General features: G+C 41.2%; 19 protein-coding genes and 3 tRNA genes. 11 read left to right on the forward strand and 11 right to left on the reverse strand.

All coding sequences use genetic code 11. The annotated features are described in order from the left end of the window. Window positions 1–28: 28 nt before the first annotated feature. From mgtA to cspE, 4 genes are all read right to left on the reverse strand, one after another. A complete protein-coding gene (mgtA, locus tag PR699_RS11230; RefSeq protein ID WP_014658020.1) occupies window positions 29–2,740 on the reverse strand; it encodes a magnesium-translocating P-type ATPase in 2,712 nt (903 codons plus the stop codon). A 153-nt stretch (window positions 2,741–2,893) separates the two neighbouring features. Then, a complete protein-coding gene (locus PR699_RS11235) occupies window positions 2,894–3,592 on the reverse strand; it encodes an MgtC family protein (RefSeq protein WP_004918513.1) in 699 nt (232 codons plus the stop codon). Window positions 3,593–4,112: 520 nt separating this feature from the next. Then, window positions 4,113–4,304 carry a protein DsrB gene (gene dsrB, locus PR699_RS11240; protein ID WP_004918512.1) on the reverse strand — a complete coding sequence of 64 codons (192 nt, stop codon included), beginning with the start codon at window positions 4,302–4,304 and terminating at the stop codon, window positions 4,113–4,115. A 108-nt stretch (window positions 4,305–4,412) separates the two neighbouring features. Next, window positions 4,413–4,625 (reverse strand): transcription antiterminator/RNA stability regulator CspE, encoded by a 213-nt coding sequence (gene cspE, locus PR699_RS11245; protein WP_008911725.1) that lies wholly within the window; start codon window positions 4,623–4,625, stop codon window positions 4,413–4,415. A 471-nt stretch (window positions 4,626–5,096) separates the two neighbouring features. Here cspE and PR699_RS11250 point away from each other — a divergent pair, with 471 nt between their 5' ends. Then, a complete protein-coding gene (locus PR699_RS11250; protein WP_004918510.1) occupies window positions 5,097–5,615 on the forward strand; it encodes a YlaC family protein in 519 nt (172 codons plus the stop codon). A 122-nt stretch (window positions 5,616–5,737) separates the two neighbouring features. After that, window positions 5,738–5,813 (forward strand) — tRNA-Asn (locus tag PR699_RS11255). A gap of 37 nt (window positions 5,814–5,850) precedes the next feature. On the opposite strand, the gene PR699_RS11260 is transcribed toward PR699_RS11255, so the two are convergent. Next, entirely contained in the window at window positions 5,851–7,038 is a 1,188-nt protein-coding gene (locus PR699_RS11260) for an anaerobic sulfatase maturase (protein ID WP_004918509.1), read from the reverse strand. Window positions 7,039–7,050: 12 nt separating this feature from the next. Continuing rightward, complete coding sequence (locus tag PR699_RS11265) at window positions 7,051–8,766, reverse strand: arylsulfatase (protein ID WP_004918507.1); 1,716 nt, start codon at window positions 8,764–8,766, stop codon at window positions 7,051–7,053. A gap of 218 nt (window positions 8,767–8,984) precedes the next feature. On the opposite strand from PR699_RS11265, the gene PR699_RS11270 reads away from it, so the two are divergent. After that, window positions 8,985–9,060, forward strand: a tRNA-Asn gene (locus PR699_RS11270). A gap of 125 nt (window positions 9,061–9,185) precedes the next feature. Here PR699_RS11270 and PR699_RS11275 read toward each other — a convergent pair. Further along, on the reverse strand, window positions 9,186–10,439 hold the full coding sequence (locus PR699_RS11275) for a hypothetical protein (protein ID WP_230494575.1): 1,254 nt from the start codon (window positions 10,437–10,439) through the stop codon (window positions 9,186–9,188). A 297-nt stretch (window positions 10,440–10,736) separates the two neighbouring features. Here PR699_RS11275 and PR699_RS11280 point away from each other — a divergent pair. The 4 genes from PR699_RS11280 (at window position 10,737) to PR699_RS11295 (ending at window position 13,357) form a co-directional block, all read left to right on the forward strand. Then, window positions 10,737–10,812 (forward strand) — tRNA-Asn (locus PR699_RS11280). A gap of 195 nt (window positions 10,813–11,007) precedes the next feature. After that, on the forward strand, window positions 11,008–12,057 hold the full coding sequence (pyrC, locus tag PR699_RS11285; protein ID WP_004918504.1) for a dihydroorotase: 1,050 nt from the start codon (window positions 11,008–11,010) through the stop codon (window positions 12,055–12,057). A 210-nt stretch (window positions 12,058–12,267) separates the two neighbouring features. Beyond that, window positions 12,268–12,522 carry a biofilm formation regulator BssS gene (bssS, locus tag PR699_RS11290; RefSeq protein WP_004918503.1) on the forward strand — a complete coding sequence of 85 codons (255 nt, stop codon included), beginning with the start codon at window positions 12,268–12,270 and terminating at the stop codon, window positions 12,520–12,522. A 241-nt stretch (window positions 12,523–12,763) separates the two neighbouring features. Further along, window positions 12,764–13,357 carry a LuxR C-terminal-related transcriptional regulator gene (locus PR699_RS11295; protein ID WP_014658016.1) on the forward strand — a complete coding sequence of 198 codons (594 nt, stop codon included), beginning with the start codon at window positions 12,764–12,766 and terminating at the stop codon, window positions 13,355–13,357. A 33-nt stretch (window positions 13,358–13,390) separates the two neighbouring features. Here the strand turns inward: PR699_RS11295 and PR699_RS11300 are convergent, their stop codons facing one another. Further along, window positions 13,391–14,437 (reverse strand): rhodanese-related sulfurtransferase, encoded by a 1,047-nt coding sequence (locus PR699_RS11300; protein WP_014658015.1) that lies wholly within the window; start codon window positions 14,435–14,437, stop codon window positions 13,391–13,393. A gap of 259 nt (window positions 14,438–14,696) precedes the next feature. On the opposite strand from PR699_RS11300, the gene PR699_RS11305 reads away from it, so the two are divergent. Together PR699_RS11305 and PR699_RS11310 are read left to right on the forward strand one after the other, a co-directional pair. Then, window positions 14,697–15,329 (forward strand): DUF1007 family protein, encoded by a 633-nt coding sequence (locus PR699_RS11305; RefSeq protein ID WP_040132990.1) that lies wholly within the window; start codon window positions 14,697–14,699, stop codon window positions 15,327–15,329. Further along, a complete protein-coding gene (locus PR699_RS11310) occupies window positions 15,320–16,345 on the forward strand; it encodes a nickel/cobalt transporter (RefSeq protein ID WP_014658012.1) in 1,026 nt (341 codons plus the stop codon). The genes PR699_RS11305 and PR699_RS11310 overlap by 10 nt, the downstream gene beginning before the upstream one ends. A 138-nt stretch (window positions 16,346–16,483) precedes the next feature. Here PR699_RS11310 and ttrA read toward each other — a convergent pair whose 3' ends face one another. Genes ttrA through ttrB form a run of 3 tightly spaced genes read right to left on the reverse strand, consistent with a single transcriptional unit; the run spans window position 16,484 to window position 21,328 of the window. Further along, window positions 16,484–19,570 carry a tetrathionate reductase subunit TtrA gene (gene ttrA / locus PR699_RS11315; RefSeq protein ID WP_014658011.1) on the reverse strand — a complete coding sequence of 1,029 codons (3,087 nt, stop codon included), beginning with the start codon at window positions 19,568–19,570 and terminating at the stop codon, window positions 16,484–16,486. Continuing rightward, the gene (gene ttrC / locus PR699_RS11320; protein ID WP_014658010.1) at window positions 19,563–20,591 is read right to left on the reverse strand and encodes a tetrathionate reductase subunit TtrC; all 1,029 of its coding nucleotides are present in this window, start codon (window positions 20,589–20,591) and stop codon (window positions 19,563–19,565) included. Before ttrC ends, ttrA begins: the two co-directional genes overlap by 8 nt. Further along, window positions 20,591–21,328 carry a tetrathionate reductase subunit TtrB gene (ttrB, locus tag PR699_RS11325; RefSeq protein WP_004918495.1) on the reverse strand — a complete coding sequence of 246 codons (738 nt, stop codon included), beginning with the start codon at window positions 21,326–21,328 and terminating at the stop codon, window positions 20,591–20,593. The genes ttrC and ttrB overlap by 1 nt, the downstream gene beginning before the upstream one ends. Window positions 21,329–21,592: 264 nt before the next feature. Between ttrB and ttrS the strand changes: the two genes are divergently transcribed. Continuing rightward, entirely contained in the window at window positions 21,593–23,338 is a 1,746-nt protein-coding gene (gene ttrS, locus PR699_RS11330; protein ID WP_014658009.1) for a tetrathionate respiration histidine kinase TtrS, read from the forward strand. 128 nt (window positions 23,339–23,466) lie between these two features. Beyond that, window positions 23,467–24,063: a tetrathionate respiration response regulator TtrR gene (gene ttrR, locus PR699_RS11335; RefSeq protein ID WP_004918493.1), complete on the forward strand. Its 597-nt coding sequence runs from the start codon at window positions 23,467–23,469 to the stop codon at window positions 24,061–24,063. The last annotated feature ends 181 nt before the right edge of the window (window positions 24,064–24,244 follow it).

The raw sequence follows: 24,244 nt of genomic DNA on the forward strand, positions 1-24,244 counted from the left end.
ACTTTACTGCTTTATTATGCCCCTTATATTACAGCCAATTACCAAACCGTTTAATATAAAACTGTTTCATTAACTGAGCGACAATACAATAACTGACTAGAGTTAACACCAGCCAAGGGAAATATTCAATTGGTAATGGCTGTAATCCAATCATTTCACCAAATGGTGAGAATGGAATATATAACCCTAGTACCATAATAAACCCTGTGGTTAATAATACAGGTAATGCTGCTGTACTTTGGATAAATGGGATCTTTTGAGTCCGTAACATATGAACGACTAATGTTTGTGATAATAATCCCTCGACAAACCAGCCTGATTGGAATAATGCTTCATGAGCAACCGTATTGGCCTGAAATACATACCACATCAGTGCAAATGTAGTGATATCAAATATGGATGATGTTGGCCCAATCCAAACCATAAAACGGCCAATGTTTTTTGCATCCCATTTACGGGGACGTTTTAAAAACTCTTTATCCATTTTGTCCCAAGGTAAAGCCAACTGGGAAATATCATACAATAAATTTTGCACTAACAGGTGGATGGCTAGCATCGGCAAAAAAGGAATAAATGCACTTGCAATCAATACCGAGAAGACATTTCCAAAATTGGAACTCGCGGTCATATTCAAATATTTAATGATATTGCCGAACGTTTCCCTTCCTTTAATTACGCCCTGCTCAAGAACCATTAAATCCTTTTCTAGCAGAATAATATCAGCGGATTCTTTCGCAATATCGCTGCCTGTATCAACAGAAATTCCGACATCCGCATCACGAAGTGCGGGCGCATCGTTAATGCCATCACCTAAAAAACCTACTGTATGGCCATTCGCCTGTAGTAATTTTAAAATTTTGGATTTTTGTAAAGGTGTTAATTTACAGAATACCGATACCTGCTCTACTTTTTGTTTTAACGCCTCATCGGTCATTGCCTCGACTTCAAGGCCAGTCATAATTTCACTAATACTTATCCCAACGTCACGGCAAATTTTTTCCGTAATGATGGCATTGTCACCTGTTAATACTTTTACGGTTACCCCATTGTCTCGCAATGCGGCAATTGCTGAAATTGCACTTTCTTTTGCAGGGTCGAGGAATGTCAAAAGACCACGTAATTCAAGCTGCTGCTCAGCTTGGGCTGAAAGAGGTAAACAAGCCTCATCTTCATTTAAGTGACGAGTTGCAAGTAATAAAACGCGAAAACCTTGACGATTATAGTCACTCACTAACTCACTGATTTGCTTCCTAGCTTGTGAATCTAATAAGAGCGATTGACCATTTTGCTGATAGCTTGTGCATACCGCTAGCATCTCTTCCGCCGCACCTTTGCATATCAACAGAGCCTCACCTTCCGCTGTTTTTACCGTGACAGAAAGTTTACGACGAATAAAATCAAACGGTAACTCATCGATTTTTTGATAAGCACGTAACTGTTCAATCTCCTGTTTCACTCTTCCTCGGCGAATAATTGCCTGATCCATCATATTTTTCGTGCCGCTTTGATTAAAACTATTTAACCACGCGAGCTGAAGGATTTGGTTATCTTTCTGCCCTGCACTATCTAAATAATGCTCTAATATGATCTTATCTTGCGTTAACGTGCCTGTTTTATCTGTACAAAGGACATCCATTGCCCCAAAATTTTGAATCGCATTAAGCCTTTTAACAATCACCTTGTGTTTAGACATGGCGATCGCCCCTTTGGCTAAATTAGAGCTAACAATCATAGGCAGCATTTCAGGTGTGAGGCCGACTGCAACAGCAAGAGAGAATAGTGTCGCTTCAAACCAATCGCCTTTTGTAAAACCGTTAATCAACAAAACAATCGGAACCATCACCAACATAAAGCGAATAAGTAACCAACTCACACTACTGACTCCACGATCAAATGCAGTTTGTGCACGGGTTCCTACGATTGATTTTGCTAATGAGCCAAGGTAAGTTTTTGCCCCTGTGGCAACCACAATACCTCTTGCTGCCCCACTGGTAACATTGGTTCCCATTAAACAAATATTGGAAATCTCCAATAATTCATTTTCCGTTGGTGAAACCGTTTCAAGACTTTTAGCACTAACATCCCCCAAAGTGTCATATTTCTCTACAGGAATTGATTCCCCTGTTAATATGGCCTGACTGATAAAGAGGTCGCGAGACTCAACGAGTTTGAGATCTGCTGGAACCATATCCCCTGCCGATAACAGTACAATATCTCCCGGCACTAAACACTTTATTGGAATTTCTTTACGGACTGAGCGCCCTGTTTGGTTATCACGACGAAATACGGTTGCTGTCGTACGAACAAGTGACTTTAACGCCTCCGCGGCCTTATTAGTTCGATACTCCTGCCAAAATCGCAATAATCCGCTTAGCAAAACCATCGTGACAATAATAATCACGCCCGTTAAATCAGTCTCTTCACCGTGTCGCTCTGGGATCAGGTAATCGGTGAAAAAACTCACTACAGCCAACGTCATTAAAACAAAAATAAAGGGATTCTTAAATGAAGAGAGTAGCTGTTTCCATGCTGGAGGGGCCTTTTCATGAGCGACTTCATTTTCCCCCACAGAGACTAATCGGTCGAGTGCTTCATTCTCGGATAAACCAAGTAAATGAGTTTGATACGCATTCAGCACTTGCTCTACTGTTTTGTTTGCTTGTTCGCCAACAATAAATTTTTGGCGTCCAGTCACTTTGGCATTTTTGCCAGTTCTGTGTTGATGCCTGATTTCAGTCATAACGTTTATCTCTACTAGGCACTTTGCGTGCGGCTTAAAACGCTATCTAACTGAAAATAAATTATTTATTCATAGTTAGATAGCTCCTGTATTGGCTCCATGACGGAGGGTGATCGTCCATTGCGGCTCCTTTTGTTAATGATGATCTGGCATTCAGGCTGGCAGCTCTGATGCGACTTTCCAATTGATTGCGCTAACACTCTGTTCAAGACTGATCCGACACACTAGCGCTTCAATTTCTTTCTGTTCCGCTGGCGTCGCTAAAAACTCCGCGAGCACCTCTAACTGTTCAGGTTTCAATGTATCGGCACTGCTTAATGACTGTAGACGAATATTTAACCCATTGATGGCCTGTAAAATTAAAGTTCTCACTAAGATTTCGTCTTCTTGATGGCACATCACGCGGATCTTATAGCGCTGCGCTATATCAATCGCCTGCTGCTGTGGCTGTTTGTTAATACGTTGTGCTGCCTCTCGCAGTAAGATATTGGCGCACAAGATAAGCATGGTTGCCATGGTCGCTAAAGAATATTGGCCAAGTCCACATAACACACCAATCCCCGCTGAGCACCAAAGGGTTGCCGCCGTATTCAAACCACGGATATTCATTCCTTCACGCATAATGACACCAGCGCCAAGAAAACCGATCCCTGACACGACTTGTGCCGCAATTCGTCCGGGGCTATCAGGTGAAGTTGTCACTGAGCTTAAAATAAATACAGCCGCCCCAGTTGCAACTAAGGCATTAGTGCGTAGCCCTGCCATACGTTGACGCCATTGACGCTCAGCGCCGATTAATGCTCCTAGGCACATTGCAGAAACTAAATTGAAAATATCAGGAGTAAATAACATGATTGTTCCTCCAAAAATAATTTGGATATATCAGTCATATTTCAAGCCGCAGTGTTTTTAACAATATTTATTCACCGCAGAGGCATCATTAGCTATACCTCTGGCAATGTATTCTCTTGCTGCTCCACTGCATCTCAAATTATTTTGGGTAGATGAAAATATGGAAAATAAATTCCATATAGCCTTAAAGTGAATAATAAAATAATTATTCAGACGTTATAGGCATATACCCGGAGGAAATAATGAATAGAAATAGAGCTTCATGATTTTTACTCACAAAATAACAATAAGCTATTGATAGCTCATCACTTTATATTAAGGAGTATCGCGTGCATTTACGCTCGATACTGCCCGCCATGGTGGCAAGCAGTTAAATAGAAAGGTAATTAATTACTTGCCAATAAATTTAGTGTTTGTATTACAACTCTGACTGTCCAAGTAATTATCTCCTAAGAAAATTTGCAAGAAGTATAGATTGCGTCATTTATGAAGTAAAGCTTTAAAAAAATATTTAACAAATTTAACTTTCAATAGGGCTGACAAATACGCCTTCACCACCCTCTTTTTCGTTAAAAAACCAAATACCGCCCGGGTACTCTGGCAAGGAAACTAAATACATTGTACCTTCATTAAAAGGCTCAATTAACAATATCTTCCCTTCACGACGACTCTGTCCGTCTGTTTTAACATAAACACGATCATGAATTTTCATTGATGGCGGTCTCCAGTAAAAAAAATCCTCTGAAGCCTAGTTTAGCGGGTATGAAAAAGCCCGTCATTAAAAATGACGGGCTTTAGAAAATCAGTTAAGCAATTAAGCTTAGATTGCAGTTACGTTAGCAGCTGCTGGGCCTTTCGCACCATTTTCAATGGTGAATTCAACTTGCTGGCCTTCTGCCAGAGTTTTGAAACCAGCGCCCTGAATGGCAGAGAAGTGAACGAAAACGTCTTTGCTACCATCAGCAGGAGTGATGAAACCGAAGCCTTTAGACTCGTTGAACCACTTAACTTGACCTTTCATTTTGTCGGACATTTGACTTTTCCTATATAACATCAAAAAAACTTGCCTTTTCGGCATATATGGGCCAGAGTCAACTATTTAATCAGGAAAAAACCAAGATGAAGCGTCACGGTCAAAGGCTATCTGGGATAACTTTCTTCTTTAGAACACAAACTCAGTAATCGTACATCAAATAGGACTGCTAAACAGGCCGAGACTCATTAACTCATGAGTTAAGGATAATAGCAACTATTTTATATAGATTACCCCTAAAAAAATGCTGTTTTTTAAGTTACGTCACTTTTCACGCGGTTAACCGAACAAATTTTTTCGCATTTTGTTGATAGATTAAAAGATTTATTGAACAAATATCCCATTTGTCAGTGAGATTATTCTTATACAGTGACAATTACACTCAAAATTTTTTACAACTGATATATAACAATTCAACTTACGCATGATACTCTTCAAGGTATAGATGCCTTTACAGAGAGCTATCACATTATGGATATCATCAAAAAAATACTTATTGAAGATTTAGACACCATCAATAAAAAAGAAAAACGCGATGGCAAACCTTACTTCAACAGTCAATTCATCGCAAATCATCCTTACCTGTGTATCGGTATGGTCGCGGCCTATATTCCATTAGCAATTTTGGTTTTATATGCCCCTTATTTTGGTCTGTATTGGATGCTAGGTTTTACCGCACTATTTGTTATTTTAGCGGCTGTCTTATTATTTGATATTAAACCTGTTTACCGTTTTGAAGATATTGGCGTGCTCGACCTGCGTGTTTGTTATAATGGCGAGTGGTTTGTTACCGAGCAAGTTTCTGATGCATCAATTCAAAAGATACTTGATTCAAATGAAGTCAATCATGCAATTAAGCAAGAAATAACCCGTTTGCTAGAACTTAAAGGGATGCTTTCATTTTATGATATTTATCATATTGCCTATCCTGAGATCCCATCACAGGCAAAGGCCCCTTTAATGACTCAGAATAAAGCGCAATATCAATAAGCTAGTATGAAAATCAACCATAATGCACAGTCAGTAATCAAACAGATTATTTTTGTGTTTTTATCGTTGACAGTCTGAGGCGATACCGTTAATATTCGCCTCGTTCTCAGGAACACAACAATTCCTCCATAGTTCAGTCGGTAGAACGGCGGACTGTTAATCCGTATGTCGCTGGTTCAAGTCCAGCTGGAGGAGCCAAATTTTGAAAGCCCGCTTTATAGCGGGCTTTTGCTATTTAAGCAACCGCATTTTTTAAGAATGCATTACGCCAATGCTGAACCCCCTGCGCATTTCGCTGATATTGCCTTATCGGCGCTAGCACCAAACTAAAAAAGGCAAAGTAGCCTTCGCACAATTGGTTACGTCCAAATTGATTCAAATGAGCCGGGCAACCGCCTTGGCAAACCATTTTAACCGAGCATTGTTGGCACTCTTTGCGTCGACTCTTATTTTGCCCAAAAGGCAACGAGATAGATGCCTCAACAAAATCACTAAATCCTTGCTGCCCATTAAATTGACCAAGATAGTGACTTTGATTTGCTTGATGATCGCAAGCGTAAATCTCGCCTTGAGTTTCCATCATCATATTCGTGCCACAGCGTTCTGAATGAACACAAGTACTGCTCACCTGAGTAAAGTATTGGCTATATACCTGTTCAATGTTCATCACAAAAACACGCCCGATATGCCCTGACGCTTGCCACTGTTGATACACTGAGCTTAAAAATAGCCCCCAATTATTCGCACTGAGCGTGAATCCTTGATGGATAGCATCCCCCTCCAGCATAAGGGGTTGAAATTGAATATAGCGAATACCAAGTTGTACAAAATGAAGGTAAATCTCTTTGCCTAAATGAGCGACACCATCGTGTACCACCGTCAATATATTGAATTCAATGTCAAACTGTTGCAGTAGTGCGATCCCTTTTATTACGGAGGCATAGCTACCACTATTTCCCCTTCTATCATGACGGTATTGATCATGGATAGATTCGGGGCCATCAAGGCTCACGCCAATAACAAAATCATGTTGTTTCAAAAAACGGCACCAAGAAGGCGTTAATAACGTCGCATTCGTTTGCAACGTGTTAATAATACGCACTCCGTGAGGCGCATATTTTTGCTGTAACGCAATCGCGCGCTTATAAAAATCTAACCCCGCTAATAACGGCTCTCCACCTTGCCAGACAAAATTGATCTCTTTGGTGTAAGCCGGCTGGGCAGCTATATAATTTTTAATAAATGGCTCCAACATGGCTTTGAGCATTGGCGCCGCTTTCTGCTCATTATGCTGGGGGTAATAACAATAATCACACTTTAAATTACATCCCGAACCAACAGGCTTTAATAAAATATGAAAAGGAATTGCTGATTTTAATGATTTCCCCTGCAATCTGGGAGGATCATAAAAAGAAATTTTCATATTAACCTCCCATCATTTCACCTTTGCAGGCTCAATACGCTTATTTGTCTTCGGATCTATGCCGATATAGTTCCCTGTAGACTCATCGACACCGATGTAATCGATAGCCTCTCCTTTCGCTTCAATAATCATGCCGGTCTTGGCAAATTGTTCGTATTTCTTTTGCAGCTTTTGCACAATTTCAGGGTGTTTTGCCGCTAAATCACGGGTTTCAAGTGGATCTTCTTTTAAATTGAAAAGTTGCCAAGGAGCCATTTCTGCTTTTGGAGAGGCTTTCACTAAACGCCTTAATTTCCAATCGCCTTCGACTAACGCCGCTTGATTATGTAATTCGACACCAAATAGCTGCCGTGGATTAACAGTCGATTTGCCAAGGAAATGGGATTTAAAGCTCGTACCTAACATCGGTAATGGATGGATATTTTTGATCTGCTTATTAGCATCAATACCAGCAAATTCATATAGCGTTGGGGCAATATCGTAAACCGCCATCGGTGTTTTATCTATACTCCCCGCCTTACCAATACCCGGCCCAGTGATAATTAAATCGGTATTGATCCCCCCTTGAGCACTGGTCGTTTTATGGTAATTGGCATAAGGTGCATTACTGACATTCGCCCATTGAGGCCCCACAGAGACAAACGAATTCTTACGCCCAAGATTTTCATAGCTATTATCAAACTGTTTCCAATATTCAGGGTCTGACTCATAATAAAAACCGGATGCAGGGTTTGCACCATTATCTGTCGCAAAAATAATAATCGTATTTTTATCTCTCCCCGTCTCTTTTAGCGTATTAATAACGCCACCAATTTGATCGTCCATATAGGCAATCATTGCAGCATATACTTGCATCGTTTTAGCTGCATAGCGCTTTTCTTCAGGGGTTAATTGTTCCCATTCCTTATCCAAATTTAATTTCGGCATCGGTGTTTTATCGTTAATAATCCCTAATTCTTTCAAGCGATTTATTCTTTGCCGATAAATTTTGCCAAATCCTTCGTCATATTTTCCGTCAAATTTACGGATCCAGTCATCAGGCGCTTGGATAGGATCATGAGGTGCGGTGAAAGCGAGGTAAGCAAATATTGGTTGATCACTCGGAGTCTGTTTAATCCACTGTTCCAATTGCTGCGCATAGTTTTTACTTGAATAAAAATCGCTCGGCAACGAAACTTTCTCGCCATTTAACGTATAATACGTATGGAAACTTTCAACCGTTCCAAGCGGTTTAGCATCATCAAAATGACTGGTTCCTCCTCCCATAAAAGCAAATGCTTGATTAAAACCTCGGTCTGTTGGCCTCGCACCTTTGGTATAACCTAAATGCCATTTGCCTGACATCAACGTGTTATAACCCGCATCTTGGAAGCGTTCAGCCATGGTTACCACTCTATCCGTTAAGCGTAATTCATAACCTGGCTTGCCGACCGTATTTTCATACCACCACATCCCTCCCATTCCCGCTTGTTGGTTTGTGGCTCCAGTCATTAACATTGAGCGTGCAGGAGCAGACATCGGCGAAGTGTAATACTGGCTCATCCTGACACCTTGCTCAGCCATTTTTTGCAAATTTGGTGTTGGGATTTCCCCTCCAAAAGGGCTAATGTCCGAATACCCCATATCGTCGGCAATGATGATCAGAACATTAGGCCTATCATCGACTTCCCCCAATGCCACACCCGACATCACGGAACTTAATGCAATTGCTAGCAGTGTTTTTTTCATCACATCACCATATTGTTAATTTATTGTATCATTAACGTTAAATATAGTTTTGCTTTATGACTATCGTTCTTAGGTATGATATCTACAGGTAATGTTTTTCGCCGACATAACCACCGCATTGCTCACTTAGCAATCACTTGGCATTTTTTTTCATATTTATACTTTACAAGCATGAACAGGATGGGTAATATGCGCCTCGTTCTCAGGAACACAGCAATTCCTCCATAGTTCAGTCGGTAGAACGGCGGACTGTTAATCCGTATGTCGCTGGTTCAAGTCCAGCTGGAGGAGCCAAATTTTGAAAGCCCGCTTTTTAGCGGGCTTTTTCGTTATGCAGACTTGTTCTAACATTATTTGAATAAATCGCGTTCGTTAGCTAATAACTCTTTATTTCCCTTCTCTATGGTTTGCCTAAAACGTTATGAGAGATCTAAGAAATCAATAATGGTCAAGTGCTTTTTATTCATTTCTAACACTCGATTTTGTAAATATTGCTGAGTGATTTCATAACGGTCATTGTTAGCATATTTCACATAAACCATTCTTAGTAAAAAATAGAGCACAAAAAGTGCCAAGTTGAGTCCTAAGAATAACAGCAGCATATGTAGATTAGCTATAAGTTCAGGAGCAAGGGAAAAAGAAAAAGGCATTAGTGAGAATGTCATAGTGAAACCAAAGAGAATGGCGAATTTTAATGAAAACATTACGCTATATCTTTTGAAGAAAAAAAAATATATTGAAGTAAATAGGTAAGCTGATTGACTCGTATTATTAATGAGACCAATCACCGCTTTTTTCTCATCATGGATAATCTCAACATCATCCCCTTTTGCAACAATAAATGGCGCTTGGCTCCTCATAAAGATACTATTTTCCTTTCTTCGTTCATGAGTACCACAATAGTAAATATTGCCCTTACTGTGAATATAATGGTAATTATTGGATACATCAATTTCTACCCTTTTATCAGCAACATAGTTACTTATATGTACATTCTTATTAGTAGTTTCCTTTTCCTCAACTTCAAAATGACTAACATGCAAACCTAATTTTTTTATACGATTAATATTTATATCAGGATTACTTTCTATATAATAATGCTCAGTGAAACTCAATTTATTAATTATCTTTCTTAACAGAAAAAACATATAGAAATAGGCTTTTTTATTGAATATTCCAGTTTCACTTTGTCCCTTTTCTTTTTGTAAATTTAGAATCGCCGAATTAAAAGGAGAACATAACATTATCCACAATCCTTTTACCCCATAAATCAAACCTATGTAAACAATTGCCATCAGAATAAATGCTATTCCTGATAGGAATATATCTGCTTTTATAATCATTATCAGGATCGCCATGATAATTAGCACAAAAAAATTAAAGATAAATACAAAATCTCCCTCTCCTCGCTCGTAATCAGTCGTCAATTCACATCCATTTTCAGCGATTAACCAATATAACCAATAATCACCACTATCGAGTTGACTAACACAAACCTTTAATTTTTCATTTTTTTTGATACTGTCTAATTTGGGAAGTATTTGGGGAAATTGAGAGCTATAACAATATAAAACCTTATTTGATGCTATGATCCTTATAATGTCATCACCACAAATTTGTTGAATATCATATCGGTCAAACTGTACCTCAATGACCGTAGTATCCTTTGGCACATGCTCCTCCTTGTTCTATTCCATTTTTAGTTTTATCGTACGTTAAGATAACGTGCCTACTATTATTAAATCAGTTATCCATACTAAAATATGCAAACCAAGCCACAAAAATAGCAATGACCATTCATCGCAAATACCACAATTATAGCGATCAGTTTATTTTTAGCACCTGTCAGATCCCTTATTCGATGAAAGTTACAGCAATTCGATCACATAACAAGCAATCGAACTTTTATTGCTGTTTCTTCTTTGACTTTTAGAATCAGTAACGCTAATATTCCTCTCGCTTTAAGGCGTTCCTCCATAGTTCAGTCGGTAGAACGGCGGACTGTTAATCCGTATGTCGCTGGTTCGAGTCCAGCTGGAGGAGCCAATCTCTTCTTATTTAATTCATCTTAATTCACCCAACCTTATCTTAAATTTATATTTGTTCTGTCCTATCATAAAACCATTCTTTTTCAAGATAATTGTGAATTAACATAGCTATTTTATCGTTTTCGTTTTATCATTCTGCTCCGGCTTGAGCATTTCGCTCATTACTCTATTTACCCTTTACGGAGCCGGTTTCATGACAACTGCAACAACTTTAACGATCCGCCGCCCAGATGATTGGCATGTTCATTTTCGCGATGGTGATATGCTAAAAACTGTTGTGCCTTATACCAGTCAATTCTTCGGTCGCGCCATTGTCATGCCAAATCTCGTTCCCCCTGTCACGACAATAGAGATGGCTAAAGCATATCGTGAACGTATTATTCAAGCAGTTCCTGAAGGTGATCGCTTTACGCCATTAATGACGTGTTATTTAACTGACACCACGAATGCTGATGAACTAATACGCGGCTTTCATGAAGGGGTATTTACTGCTTGTAAACTGTACCCTGCCAATGCAACAACCAATTCAAGCCACGGAGTCTCTGATATAAAAAATATCTACTCTGTACTTGAGGCAATGGAGCAAGCAGGAATGCCATTATTGATCCATGGAGAAGTCACATCCAGTCAGATTGATATCTTTGATCGCGAAGCTCGTTTTATTGAGCAAGTCATGGAACCTCTTAGAAAAACATTCCCTAAATTAAAGGTGGTTTTTGAGCACATCACCACTAAAGAAGCTGCCCAATATGTACTAGGGGGCGATGACTATCTAGCAGCTACATTAACACCACAACATTTAATGTTTAATCGCAATCACATGTTAGTTGGCGGTGTGCGCCCACATTTGTACTGCCTGCCTATTCTAAAACGCAATGTTCACCAAGAAGCATTGCGTGCAGCCGTTGCTTCAGGCAGTGATCGTTTCTTCTTAGGAACGGATACAGCACCTCATGTTCAACATCGTAAAGAGTCCTCCTGTGGCTGCGCTGGGGTTTTTAATGCTCCAACAGCACTTGCAGCTTATGCAACAGTTTTTGAAGAACTCGGCGCACTTGCTCATTTTGAAGCCTTCTGCTCATTAAATGGTCCTAAGTTCTATAATTTACCTGTTAATGATGGCTTTATTCAGTTAACTAAAGAAGAAAATATAACCACCTCATCCATTGAGTGCGGCCATGATGCACTGATCCCTTTCCTTGCAGGTGAGGATGCTCGCTGGTCTGTACGCGTTGTTGACTAGTCATATCGACGGGAAGCTCATCACTTCCCGTTAGTCCTTTTCCCTTTTTTGTCACTTTTTTGCATAATCTGTCATTTGGATGCAAAAAAAAGCGTATTTTTCTTTTCAATTGGCAAAATCCCCTTATACTGATTGATACTCGTTATGAGTTTTTCGCTCTTAGTCAGTTATCGATATATATTTATCACGCAGTATGATTAGGAGGTGTTTATGAATAGAAAAAATGAAGTGATTCAGACTCACCCTGTTGTTGGCTGGGACATCAGTACTGTTGATGCCTATGATGCAATGATGTTGCGTTTGCATTATCTCCCAGAAAAAAGTGAAAACAGTGAGAACGCCATTGTTGATAAAACAATGTGGTTAACAACCGATGTAGCCAGACAACTTATTGATATTCTACAAGCCGGTATTGATAAAATAGAGTCCGGTGATTATGTAGAGCCTGACTTTAAAACGCACTAGTGAAAATAATGGATATTTGGTAATAACCAAATATCCATTAACACCATCAATAATTCATATCTTTTTAGTATATTAAATTTTTATACTTCTAATAATTAATATTCATAATATAAAAATAATAATAGTTATTTTTATATTAATTGCAAAAACAAACTAAATTAATTATTTTTTATCACTAGTTTATTGACTTTAATATCCATTCCAATTTATTGTAATCCTCTTTCGAACAAGGATGTTCCTTATGAGAATACTCATTATTGATGAATGTTATTATACTCGAATTGGTATTACTGAATACTTATCTTCAAATAAAAAACTTGAGTTTATTAGTGTAGGATGTATTGATGAAGCTATTCATTGTATTAACAATAGTAAACCCAATATCATACTCGTGAATTTAACTTATTATTGTCACCATTCCAATTACTGTTTAACTTTAAAAAAGCTATTAAGCACATCAAATGAGATTAGATTCTATATCTACATTAATGCCCCTTATCCAATATCTGATAAGCCACTATTACTTAAAGATAATTATTTTATTATGTCTAAGAAAATCATTATCCCTACGTTAGATAAAGTGATCAATGATGCGGAACAAATAGAAAAAACAATAAGGCTAACTAATAATTCAAACTCATCAATATTTACACTAAAAGAACAATGCATTATTAATAGTTGGATGAATGAAACACCGAATCATATTATTTCAAAAAAACTGGGGATCAGTAATAGCACCGTTTATTCACAAAAAAGACATATTGTCACCAAAGTCTATGTTAAAAATCGTATTGAGCTATTTTTTATTTATAATATTTTTAAATATCTCTATTAAAAAAAGCCCTTAATCGGGCTTTTTTATGAGTGACTAATTATCGTTATTTAATAGGCCATCACTTAAGCGATGACGTGATTTATTAAATATTTTATTGCTGACTTCACGCCCTGCTCGACGTGCGCGTTGCACTTCTTCTGGCAGTTTCATCTCCTCAGTACAGGCAACACTACAGCAGCCTTCATATTTTTCTGCGCATGAAGGGCACTGAATAAATAATAAATGACAGCCATCATTACGGCAGTTCGTATGCGTGTCACAAGGTTCACCACATTGATGGCAGTGAGCCAATACTTCATCAGTAATGCGCTCCCCCATGCGGTTATCAAACACAAAGTTTTTCCCTTTAAAACGTAACGGCAAACCTTGCTCTTTGGCTTTACGCGCATATTCAATAATACCGCCTTCAACGTGGTATACGTTCTTAAAGCCATTATGCAGCATGTAAGCACTCGCTTTTTCACAGCGGATCCCACCTGTACAATACATGACTATATTTTTATCTTTTTGTTCCTGTAGCATATCTACAGCCATTGGCAGCTGATCTCTGAAAGTATCAGAAGGCACTTCAATCGCGTTTTCAAAATGACCAACCTCGTATTCATAGTGGTTACGCATATCTACAAATACGGTATTCGGGTCATCAATCATCTCATTCACTTCATGTGCTTTAAGATATTGCCCTGTCTTTGAGGCATCAAATGAATCGTCAGTAATCCCATCCGCAACCACACGATCACGGACTTTCATGCGTAAGACCCAGAAAGATTTACCATCATCATCAATAGCGATGTTAAGACGTAAATTATTCAGTTCAGGGCTAGTGCTATAAATTAGTTCGCGCAACGCTTCGACATTTGATGAAGGCACGCTGATTTGAGCGTTGATACCCTCTTTAGCGATATACACACGACCAAACACATTAAGTGCTTTGAACTTCACATACCACTCGTTGCGAAATTCTACTGGGTCGTGGATGTTGAAATATTTATAAAACGAAATTGTGGTACGTGGCTCAGTCTCCGCCAACATACGCTCTTTAAGAATTTTATTTGAAATTTGATTATGTAACACTGGCATGGTGTTCTTTAAACCCTTATAACTCATTGAGATTAATTTAATAAAATGTACCAGTGTCCACATAGTGCCCACACTAGCCATTATGACTATTATCGCTGTTATTTTGTGAATAAAAAACCCTGAATGTTAAAAGGTTTTATATTGAATATTACAATGCCCTCTCGATAGTAAGTTGCACCATAAATTTATTTCACATTGAAATTAAGTTATGTTATAACATTTTTCGCCTATTTGACTTACTCGTTGAAATGTACCGCTTATGAAATTCAATGTGTTATTCCTCAGTTTGTGTTTAGTCTTTTCTTTCAAGAGTTTTGCTCACCCCCATAGCTTTATCGATATGCAGGTCATACCCGAAATCAAGCAACAGCAAGTTATCGGCCTGACATTCACGTGGAAGATGGATCCAATGACCTCTGCGGATATTGCTTATGAGTTAAAAAATAGCCAAGAAGATGACATTCAATGGAAAACGCAAGCGGCAACATTAATGGCAAATATTCTTGCCCAAGACTATTTCACCGACTTTTATTCACAAGGTAAAAAAATAGCTTTTCAAGCGATACCAAGCCACTACCGCTTACAACGTGAAGGGCTACAGCTTATTTTTTCATTTACGGCGCGATTAAAACAACCCGTGCCGATAAAAGGATTGGATATCGAGTTTATGACTTATGACCCGACATTTTTTGTCAGCATGACCTATCCCAATCAACAGGCGGTTATTCTATCTAACACGCTAGACTCCCAATGTAAAATGACGCTCAACGAGCCTAATGTCACTGATGAGTTACGCTTTTATGCCTACTCGCTCGATATCAATCAAACACCTGAAGATGACACCACATTAGGGCTGCAATTTGCTCAAAAGGTGAAGATTGCATGCCAGTAATTCAACATAATAAGCCCAAGCACCTAAACTTAATCATCGTTGGTGTAGTTTTCATCGCTCTCTGCGCCGCCGGCGCTTATCTCTACCAAAATTGGTCAGTTTGGTTACAAACCAGTGTTGCTTGGCAGCGCCAACTCAATCTTTTACTCTCGGAATTACTGCAATCGACTCAGCACGACCCATTACAAGCAGGTAGCTTGCTAGTCGCTGTCAGCTTTTTATATGGGCTCCTTCATGCACTAGGCCCAGGTCATGGTAAGCTGATCATTAGCACCTATATCGCCACCCACCCAACACGTTTAAAACAAAGTGTTATCCTTAGTCTACTCGCTTCTTTATTACAAGGTGCCGTAGCGATTGTGTTAGTTTCAGCTGTATTAGTGGTTTTCCAGCTCTCTACTCGCCACTTGAATATGGTTAGCTTATACAGCGAAAAACTCAGTTATGGTTTCGTTGTTTTGCTGGGTGCCTTATGTTGCTACAAAGCATTTCATCAATGGCGAAAAGCCAGAAATAAACGGACAGCATCAGTCTTACATATCCAGCGCCTTTTGCCGTTAAATTCAACCTCAATATCCGCTATCAAGACACCGCCTAAAATGGCTCCTCTTTGCCAGTGTGGTCACCAACATGTTGTCTCAAATCAGCAGTTACAAGCCTCTTTACGCACCCAAGCCATTTTGGTGCTATCTATGGGGCTGCGACCTTGCTCCGGTGCATTATTGGTATTGCTTTTTTCTTATGTGATTGGGGTGTATACGTGGGGGATCTTCGCTGCACTAGCCATGGCAATGGGAACCGCATTTACCATCAGCCTTCTTGCTTTGTTTGTCTATTTTATGCGTCATCACGCAATGCGGCTGACCAAAACTCAGGGGATCTCTTTTTCGCCTTACTGGCGCGCGCTCCTTTATTTGTGTACAGGGTTAATTTTTATTCTGTTAGGTGTCTTGATGTATCAAAGTGTGATGCTCACTGAAACAGCGTCACCTTTGCTATCGCCACGAATACGCTGATCAAAAGACGAAAAAAAGGAGGGCTCCCCCTCCTAGGCATCTGCCGAAGTTACGATGAGGTAGCCACATCGTAAAGCGCAATGTCAACTGTCTAAACTTATGGTGACCAGCGCAAAGTGCGCTGGTCTGTTATTACTTTTAACCGATTAATTCAATTCGAGCCGGTAAGCCTTGTCTCACTGAGGCACCGGATACCCAATCTAACCAAGTATTCGCCACTTCACGCGTCGGGTCGGCAAAACCTAAATCATTTAGGTTAATGCCTGAACCATTCGCAGCGTTCATTGGCATTGGCTCACCATCAAGGTAATGCTGTTTAGCCCCCATTTCTTTATGACCATAACCATGTTCGATGGCTAAAACCCCTGGCATAACACCGTCTAACACACTGATTTGTGCTTCAACATGACCACCTGGCGTAGTTATCTTGACCCAATCTCCATGCTTAACTCCCATTTTTTGGGCATCATCAGGGTGAATAGCCACAAGATTGGTAGGTTTCACATGGCGTAAACGTTCAATCATTGTCGTTGAGCTACTCATGACATGGGATTTAAATGACATAAGCTTTAACGGCCATTCTGTTGGTGGGAAAACCTTATTCACATCTTCCCCATTCGCTAAACGAGGCGGATAGTAAGTTGGACAACCACTATAGCGCTCCCCCGTAATCGCATGACGGTTCACCGCCACCGTTGGGTTCCAAATCTGCAACCCTTTCTTCCACTGAGGCCCTGTTGCATCACCATCCCACGCTTTTTCATAAGGCGCAAAACGACCACCGCGAGTATAGATATAGGCAACACGACGGATCTCTTCCGGTTTGAGTGTTTTTTCCATTGCAGGCAAAATCCGTTCCACACCACTGATTTGGATGTCTTCATTTGCTGCTTCTGGCACTGGTTTTTCACCTAACCATGCCATATTTGCAGCGACACGTAGGTAATAATCTTCAGCACAATTAAGTGGATATTTATTTCCATCCATATCTTCAATCACGTTGTCACCAAACCCAGGAAGGTCGAGCGCTTTCGCCACTGCGATACAAAATGCTTCCATTGAAATAGGCTGACCGTCGGCCGTTTTCGCGGTACGTGCTCCAACAATTGGCCAGCGAGCAGTACTGGCTTTCACTTGAACCCCCGACCAAGCCCCACTAAAGCCCCAACTTTCAAAGTTATGGGTATCCGGCACAATATAATCCGCCAGCGCTGTTGTCTCATTCATAAAGGCGTCAATACCAATGATAAGTGGAAGATGTTTTGGGTCTTTCAGCTTTTCTTCCATCACCTGACGAATGCCTGCAATACCGTAAACAGGGTTAGTCATGTTGGTGATCCATGCCTTAAGTGGATACGGATAACCCATCAACGCTGACGCTAATTGTTCAGTTAACTGACCTTTAGCAAACGGATACCATGGTGCTTTTGCAGGATAAGGATTTTCACCAGCAGCAACGCGAGCCTTGAATTCATCTGATTTTTCATAGGATTCGTTACTACGGGATAACACAACACCTTTTGGTTTCACTTTGCCAGCGTAGCTCGTTATCTTGTAACGAGGACCATCGCTTTCACCGTTGAATTTACCACCACCTACTGATACCCCACCTTTCAAATTCAGGTTACCAATAAGCGCATTCAGCATAATGACCGACCACGCGGTATAGAATCCATTACCCCCCATCATACCGCCATGCGAGATCACCGCAGCTTTACGATCATAAGAGGTTAATGCACGCCCCAGTGACTCAATGGTTTTAACTGGAACTTGGCAGCGTTCGCTATACTCTTCCAACGTCATGCGCTCAGCCGCTTCTTTCAAACATTGGAAACTAGATTTAACCGTGACTTCGCTACCATCGTGCAATGTCACCTGACGCGTGACAAACAGCTCTGCCTGCGTCACATCATCTGCGGGTTTTAGCTCACCTGACGCATCCTGAACCAAATATGCTTTTTTGCTGTCATCATCTTCCGCCATCTGGCCATTAAGATGTGAAGCGATCAACAATTGCCCTGCTAATGGATGCTCGTCATCAGTGATCACTAAATGAGTTGAGTTGGTCCAGCTCTTTTCGCCAACTGCTTTCATCGATTTTTCGCTTGGTACGCGCAAATATGCGGCATTGTAACGCTCATTTTCGATGATCCAACGGATCATTCCCATGACTAATGCCGCATCCGTTCCCGGCTGCACAGGAACCCAATGCCCATGATCATTCGCCAAAGTCGTTGTAAGTGGCAATGCAGGGGCAACCACAACATAGTTAAAATTGTCACGTAAACGTGCAGATGCCAGTTGGCGACCTTGGCGTTTAAATGGGTTACCCGACTGTGCTGGCGATGTTCCAATAAATAGCGCAAAACGAACATTATCCCAATCCGGTTTGACGTGCGCATTTTTATCCAGATCATCCATTAGTGCCCCAGAGCCAGCACGGTATGCCAGACCACAATAGGAGCCATGGGCACCAAAGTTTTTACTGCCAAAAGCATTTTGGGCAAAGCGGCGTATAAAACCATCACGACCATCATCCCCCGCGTTAGTCACCAGCAGTTGGTTGGCTTTGGGGCCTAATTTAGGTTGTGATGGATCGAGAGGCGTTTCAAGGTCACGGATCGCCCGTAAGCCATCAACATGCCCTTCACCAAATAAATCGCCCCCTTCAACCACTTCTTTGATTAATTGTTCAAAACTGATACGTTCCCATTTACCTTCACCACGTTTACCAACACGTTTCATCGGCTCTAGGATACGCAATGGGCTAGTTAACCCTTCCATTAAGGTTGCACCGCGAGCACACGCCGTGGAGCGATGTTCTAACCCACTTTCGCCGCCCATTTTATTAAACGCCGTTTTCAGTGGCATACCATACGGGAAATGTTTTTCGTGAGACAGAGGGTGATATGGATTCCCCGCAATACGTAGCACTTCGTTTTTTGCCGTATCGACACGAGCACGGATCCCACATTGAGTCCAACATCCAAAACATTGGGTCATCGCAATAACTTGGCTAGGATCCTCTTTCCAACCACCGTTAGCTTGCCCCTCTGGGCGCAATGAGTTGCCATGAATACGATCTAATGTGACTTTACCGGAAGTGCCATTGGCGAGGCCATCAACTGCACGCTTAGCCACATCACGGTAACCTGCACCAAATAGTGCTAAACCACCGACAACTAAACCACCTTTGAGCCACTGACGTCTTGAGAATTTAGCCATGTTGCACTCTCCTAGCAAACCAACGAACACCTTCACGAATAATAATAATCAGAGCGATCCACAAACCAAACGTACCAAGTAGAGCTAACAGTCCGTCCGTTCCCATCGGGAAGTGATATGGATTAACTAACACGTTATATTTTGGCACCGCTTGAACTTCCATTAGGAAAACCCAGCGCAAGCTCCACGTTAGCCCCATCGCCACTAATGCCGCTACTGTGATATAAACCATTGAGCGTGTAGCCTTTAATGTCATGATTGACATTGCCAATGCCACAACCCACAGTGCGCATATCCCCATGAGCATCCACCAGCCAGGGCTTGCGACCTCTAGTTGATGACGAACAGCAATACCTGAAACAGTGTCACCCGATAACCACAATGCAAAGCAGACAGCTAACAGAAGCAAGCTAATTGCCTGAAGACGTGCTAAGCGCTGCTGATATTGAGGTTCACGACGAGCCCCCAAGCTAATTAACGCAGGAACCGCTTGCATTGCACTAAAGAACAGCAGTACAGGGATCCACCAGCTAAACCAAATAGGTCGTGCGATCAGCACCGAGGCTTCACGACCGGTATATAACAATAAACCTACCGCAGACAGCGCTGACAGTAAGGCCACCCAACGTGTTGCTTTAAATTCTTTTTTCCAAATTAATTTCACCAACAATGCAACAAAGTAGAGGCCGCTAAAAGTGGTAAACAATGGCAGTAAAACTGAGCCCCACCACATCCATGACCAAATAGTTGGATGAGCATAGAAGTGCCAAACACGCGCCGTTTGGTGTAAGTCGGCGGTCAGCGCTAATGGAGCCGTGATCCCCATCGTTATCGTGATAAAGACGGCAATCATCTCTAATCGGCTATTTTCACTCTTACCTTGCCAGTGCAAGTAACAAGCATAAAGTGTCGCGCAAGCTGCGATACCGATAAAAAAGAAGTATTGAACGGCCCAAGGCAACCAGAAAAACTCTTGTGGCTGTGCCATAATTTCCGAAATATAGGTCACTTGTTCGCTCATCAGAATACCTCCTGCCATAATGCGGGTTGCCCTTTACCGGCTAGCGGTTCAACAAAAGCATCATCCAAGCCTAAATAAAACACTTGAGGTAATGTGCCACTTTCCGGTTTCAGCACTTTAATTTCGGCTTTATGTTCTTCGAGCATTTTCCGGATCGTACTGTTTGGATCTCTTAAATCACCAATAATTCGCGCGCCACCAACACAGGACTCAACGCAGGCTGGTAGTAAGCCGACTTCAAGACGATGCGCACAAAATGTACATTTATCTGCGGTTTGGGTCGTATGGTTGATAAAACGCGCATCATATGGGCAAGCTTGTACACAATAAGCACAGCCAACACAGCGCTCATTATCAATAACCACAATTCCGTCTTCCCGTTGAAACGTGGCTTGTACTGGGCAAACGGGCACACAAGGCGGGTTATCACAGTGGTTACACAAACGTGGTAATAGGACGTTTGCCACGCCCTCCTGCCCTTTTAAAGAAACTTGATATTGGTTAACCGTCGTACGAAACTGACCTTGCGGTGTCTGATTTTCAACAGAACAACTAACGGTACAGGATTGACAGCCGATACAACGGCGTAAGTCAATCAGCATGCCATAACGTTTTTCAGGGTTACCTTCGCGGCGAGTTGGGGAGAAATTGAGTCCAGCTTCGGCAATCGGTATTAACGATGCCCCCGCGGTGACTGCCCCTAATTGTTGTAGAAATTTTCGTTTACTCAGATCCATAATTGGCTCCAGTAGGACATTGCTAATGCAAAAACAGATGGTAAATATTAGTATGCTTTTGGTTTTACAGGCTTTATTTACCGTTACCTCAACCTATTTTTGATAACCACGGTAATTCTTATTTCTCTTTAAAAACGGTGTGTTATCTTTAATTAGCTTTATTGTATGAGGGGCTGCGTAACGACCCTATTGTGGTTTACCACATACCCGTAACTAAATTGATCTAACGCAACGAATAACCCAAATATGTTAAAGAAATCATCTATGTCTTTGTATCGCCTACTGTTCATCTTGCTTCTTGCTGGCAGTTTTCCTGCTATGGCGGCTGAATGGAAAATCGGGGTGCTTGCACTACGCGGTGCAAACTCAACACAATCCCACTGGCAAATATTAGCCGACACATTAAATGAGTCTCTACCGGGTGAACATTTCACGTTACAGCCACTTAACTTGGATGAGATGCGTGATGCAATTGCAGAGCGTAAGATAGACTTTCTGCTGACAAACCCTGCTCAATTTATCCAACTCGATAGTCGCTATCATTTACGCTGGTTACTTTCATTGCGTTCATCCGTAGAGCCTGATAGCGCCACTCGTAACGTTATCGGAAGCCTTATTTTAGTGCGGGCAGACAGTGATATTAACGAGGTAAAAAACCTAATTGGTAAAAAAGTGGGGGCAATTTCTCCAGACGCTTTCGGCGGCTACCTTTTAGGTTATAAGGTACTCAGAGATATGGGGTATGACGCAGAAAAAGATTTTCGTATGCAGTTTCTCGGTTTCCCCGCCGATGCGCTCTTATATGCCTTACGCGATAGCTCACTTTCGGCTGCTATCATCCCTGTTTGCTTATTGGAAAATATGGACAGTGAAGGATTAATTGATAAAAACCAGTTTCGGCCTTTAATTGAGCATGCGAGCACTCTACCTTGTAAGACCAGCACTGAGCTTTACCCTAACTGGTCATTTGCTGCCTTGAATGATGTCCCCGATAATTTAGTTGATAAGGTGACCAAAACATTACTTTCATCCGATAAATCTGGAATGCGTTGGGGAGCCCCAGCATCAGTGAACCAAGTCGAAACCTTGTTACGTGATGTAAACCAACATCCACAGCAACGACAAATTTGGCAAGACATTATGAGTTGGTTGATCCAGCATCAACTATCGCTAGGCCTCGTCTTACTCTTTTTTATCTTACTTGGGGTCAATCATGTTTGGATAGCCTTCCTAGTTCGCCGCCGTAGCCGCCAATTAGAAGAGGCTCACAATCGCTTACGCCAACAGGAAGCGAATTTAGAAAAAGCTCAGCGATTAAATATATTAGGTGAAATGGCCTCAGGGTTTGCCCATGAGCTTAACCAGCCACTTTCCGCGATCCGCCACTACGCACAAGGTTGTATTTTACGTCTCAAAAAAGAGTCAGATGATCATCCCCTGATTAATGCCTTAACAAAAATTGATAATCAAGCGCAACGCGGGGCCGATATTATTCGTAATCTTCGCCTATGGGCTGGGAAACCTCACCAAGAGGTCGCACTGCAACTGAGTGAGCAGCATGTTATACCGACGATACAACATATTTGGCAATTACTACGGGTATCGCAACATTATCCACAGGTCAAACTCATGTTACCGGATAGCCGTGACGTTTCATTGAAGCTACCTGAAACACTGCTGGATCAACTGCTATCAAACCTCATTAGTAATAGCTTGCAAGCCGGCGCGACAACATTATGTTTTAGCTTTCACTTTGCCCCAGAACGGTTTTTACTCGTACTACAAGATGATGCAGGCGGCATGCAGCCTGAACAACTGACTCAAGGGATCACGCCTTTTGCAACCACTAAAAAAGAGGGATTAGGGCTAGGTTTAGTGATCTGCCAGCGATTGATCCAAAGCCAAGGGGGCGACATTCGCATTGAAAATAATGTGAGTGAGGCTGGCTTAAATGGGCTAAGAGTAACCCTCATTTTCCCGTACCATCATGGAAAATCGAGCGAAACATAGCCTTATTCAGTAACGATAAATAGGACTTTCGCATACTATTGATAACATTAACTATGTTAATATGTAAAAATACATTCATCATGAATTTAAACATTGATATCCCAATTTGATGAAGTGAGGTTCTATTCATGCCTGTTATCCATCTGGTGGACGACGATCCGGCAGTTACCGATGCTTGCCAATTTCTCCTTGAAACGCTCGGTTATACCGTCGTTGTTTGGAATGACAGTGAACAATTTGTTCAGCAAGCCGACCTTCACCAAGAGGGCGTGGTACTCCTCGACATGCGTATGCCAAAACTGGATGGTCGCCAAGTTCACCAACTGCTCAAAGCCCAACAAAGCACATTAGCGGTGATCTTTCTCTCTGGTCATGGCGATATTCCTATGGCCGTCGAACAAGTCAAACTAGGCGCTGTCGATTTTCTACAAAAACCAATTGATAGCCAGCTATTAGCAAAAACACTTGAGCAAGCACAAGAAAAAACCCAACAAGCCACGGCAAGTTATCTTATTCAGCAGCGTTACCAAACACTGACACCAAGAGAAAAAGAGATTTGCAAATACGTTTTGCAAGGCTTAATTAACCGGGAAATCGCCGATGTGGCCTGTGTTTCTGTTCGAACCGTCGAAGTGCATCGTTCTCGCATGATGGAAAAAATGGCAGTACGGAATTTGGCCGAACTGATGAGTACCCTACAGACGGCCAATTTATTAAATGAATAATTTGTTATACTCACCATACTTTAGGTGGCAACGCTGTTAATTAAGTGAATTTACTCAAATTACAGCCTTAGGTCTCTACTGACCTGCCCCTCAAATTATTTAGAGTATATAATAGATACTATTGATAATTTGATTGCTTTTAGCACTGGCTTGCTTGCTCATCTCATGGCCTTCTAGTCGC

The organism is Providencia sp. PROV268 (assembly GCF_028477805.1).
GTDB lineage: Bacteria > Pseudomonadota > Gammaproteobacteria > Enterobacterales > Enterobacteriaceae > Providencia > Providencia stuartii.

Bases quoted from the DNA above. Each gene is read 5' to 3' on its own strand.
- mgtA (WP_014658020.1), bottom strand. From the start codon at position 2,740: ATGACTGAAATCAGGCATCAACACAGAACTGGCAAAAATGCCAAAGTG.
- PR699_RS11235 (WP_004918513.1), bottom strand. From the start codon at position 3,592: ATGTTATTTACTCCTGATATTTTCAATTTAGTTTCTGCAATGTGCCTA.
- dsrB (WP_004918512.1), bottom strand. From the start codon at position 4,304: ATGAAAATTCATGATCGTGTTTATGTTAAAACAGACGGACAGAGTCGT.
- cspE (WP_008911725.1), bottom strand. From the start codon at position 4,625: ATGTCCGACAAAATGAAAGGTCAAGTTAAGTGGTTCAACGAGTCTAAA.
- PR699_RS11250 (WP_004918510.1), top strand. From the start codon at position 5,097: ATGGATATCATCAAAAAAATACTTATTGAAGATTTAGACACCATCAAT.
- PR699_RS11260 (WP_004918509.1), bottom strand. From the start codon at position 7,038: ATGAAAATTTCTTTTTATGATCCTCCCAGATTGCAGGGGAAATCATTA.
- PR699_RS11265 (WP_004918507.1), bottom strand. From the start codon at position 8,766: ATGAAAAAAACACTGCTAGCAATTGCATTAAGTTCCGTGATGTCGGGT.
- pyrC (WP_004918504.1), top strand. From the start codon at position 11,008: ATGACAACTGCAACAACTTTAACGATCCGCCGCCCAGATGATTGGCAT.
- bssS (WP_004918503.1), top strand. From the start codon at position 12,268: ATGAATAGAAAAAATGAAGTGATTCAGACTCACCCTGTTGTTGGCTGG.
- PR699_RS11295 (WP_014658016.1), top strand. From the start codon at position 12,764: ATGAGAATACTCATTATTGATGAATGTTATTATACTCGAATTGGTATT.
- PR699_RS11300 (WP_014658015.1), bottom strand. From the start codon at position 14,437: ATGCCAGTGTTACATAATCAAATTTCAAATAAAATTCTTAAAGAGCGT.
- PR699_RS11305 (WP_040132990.1), top strand. From the start codon at position 14,697: ATGAAATTCAATGTGTTATTCCTCAGTTTGTGTTTAGTCTTTTCTTTC.
- PR699_RS11310 (WP_014658012.1), top strand. From the start codon at position 15,320: ATGCCAGTAATTCAACATAATAAGCCCAAGCACCTAAACTTAATCATC.
- ttrA (WP_014658011.1), bottom strand. From the start codon at position 19,570: ATGGCTAAATTCTCAAGACGTCAGTGGCTCAAAGGTGGTTTAGTTGTC.
- ttrC (WP_014658010.1), bottom strand. From the start codon at position 20,591: ATGAGCGAACAAGTGACCTATATTTCGGAAATTATGGCACAGCCACAA.
- ttrB (WP_004918495.1), bottom strand. From the start codon at position 21,328: ATGGATCTGAGTAAACGAAAATTTCTACAACAATTAGGGGCAGTCACC.
- ttrS (WP_014658009.1), top strand. From the start codon at position 21,593: ATGTCTTTGTATCGCCTACTGTTCATCTTGCTTCTTGCTGGCAGTTTT.
- ttrR (WP_004918493.1), top strand. From the start codon at position 23,467: ATGCCTGTTATCCATCTGGTGGACGACGATCCGGCAGTTACCGATGCT.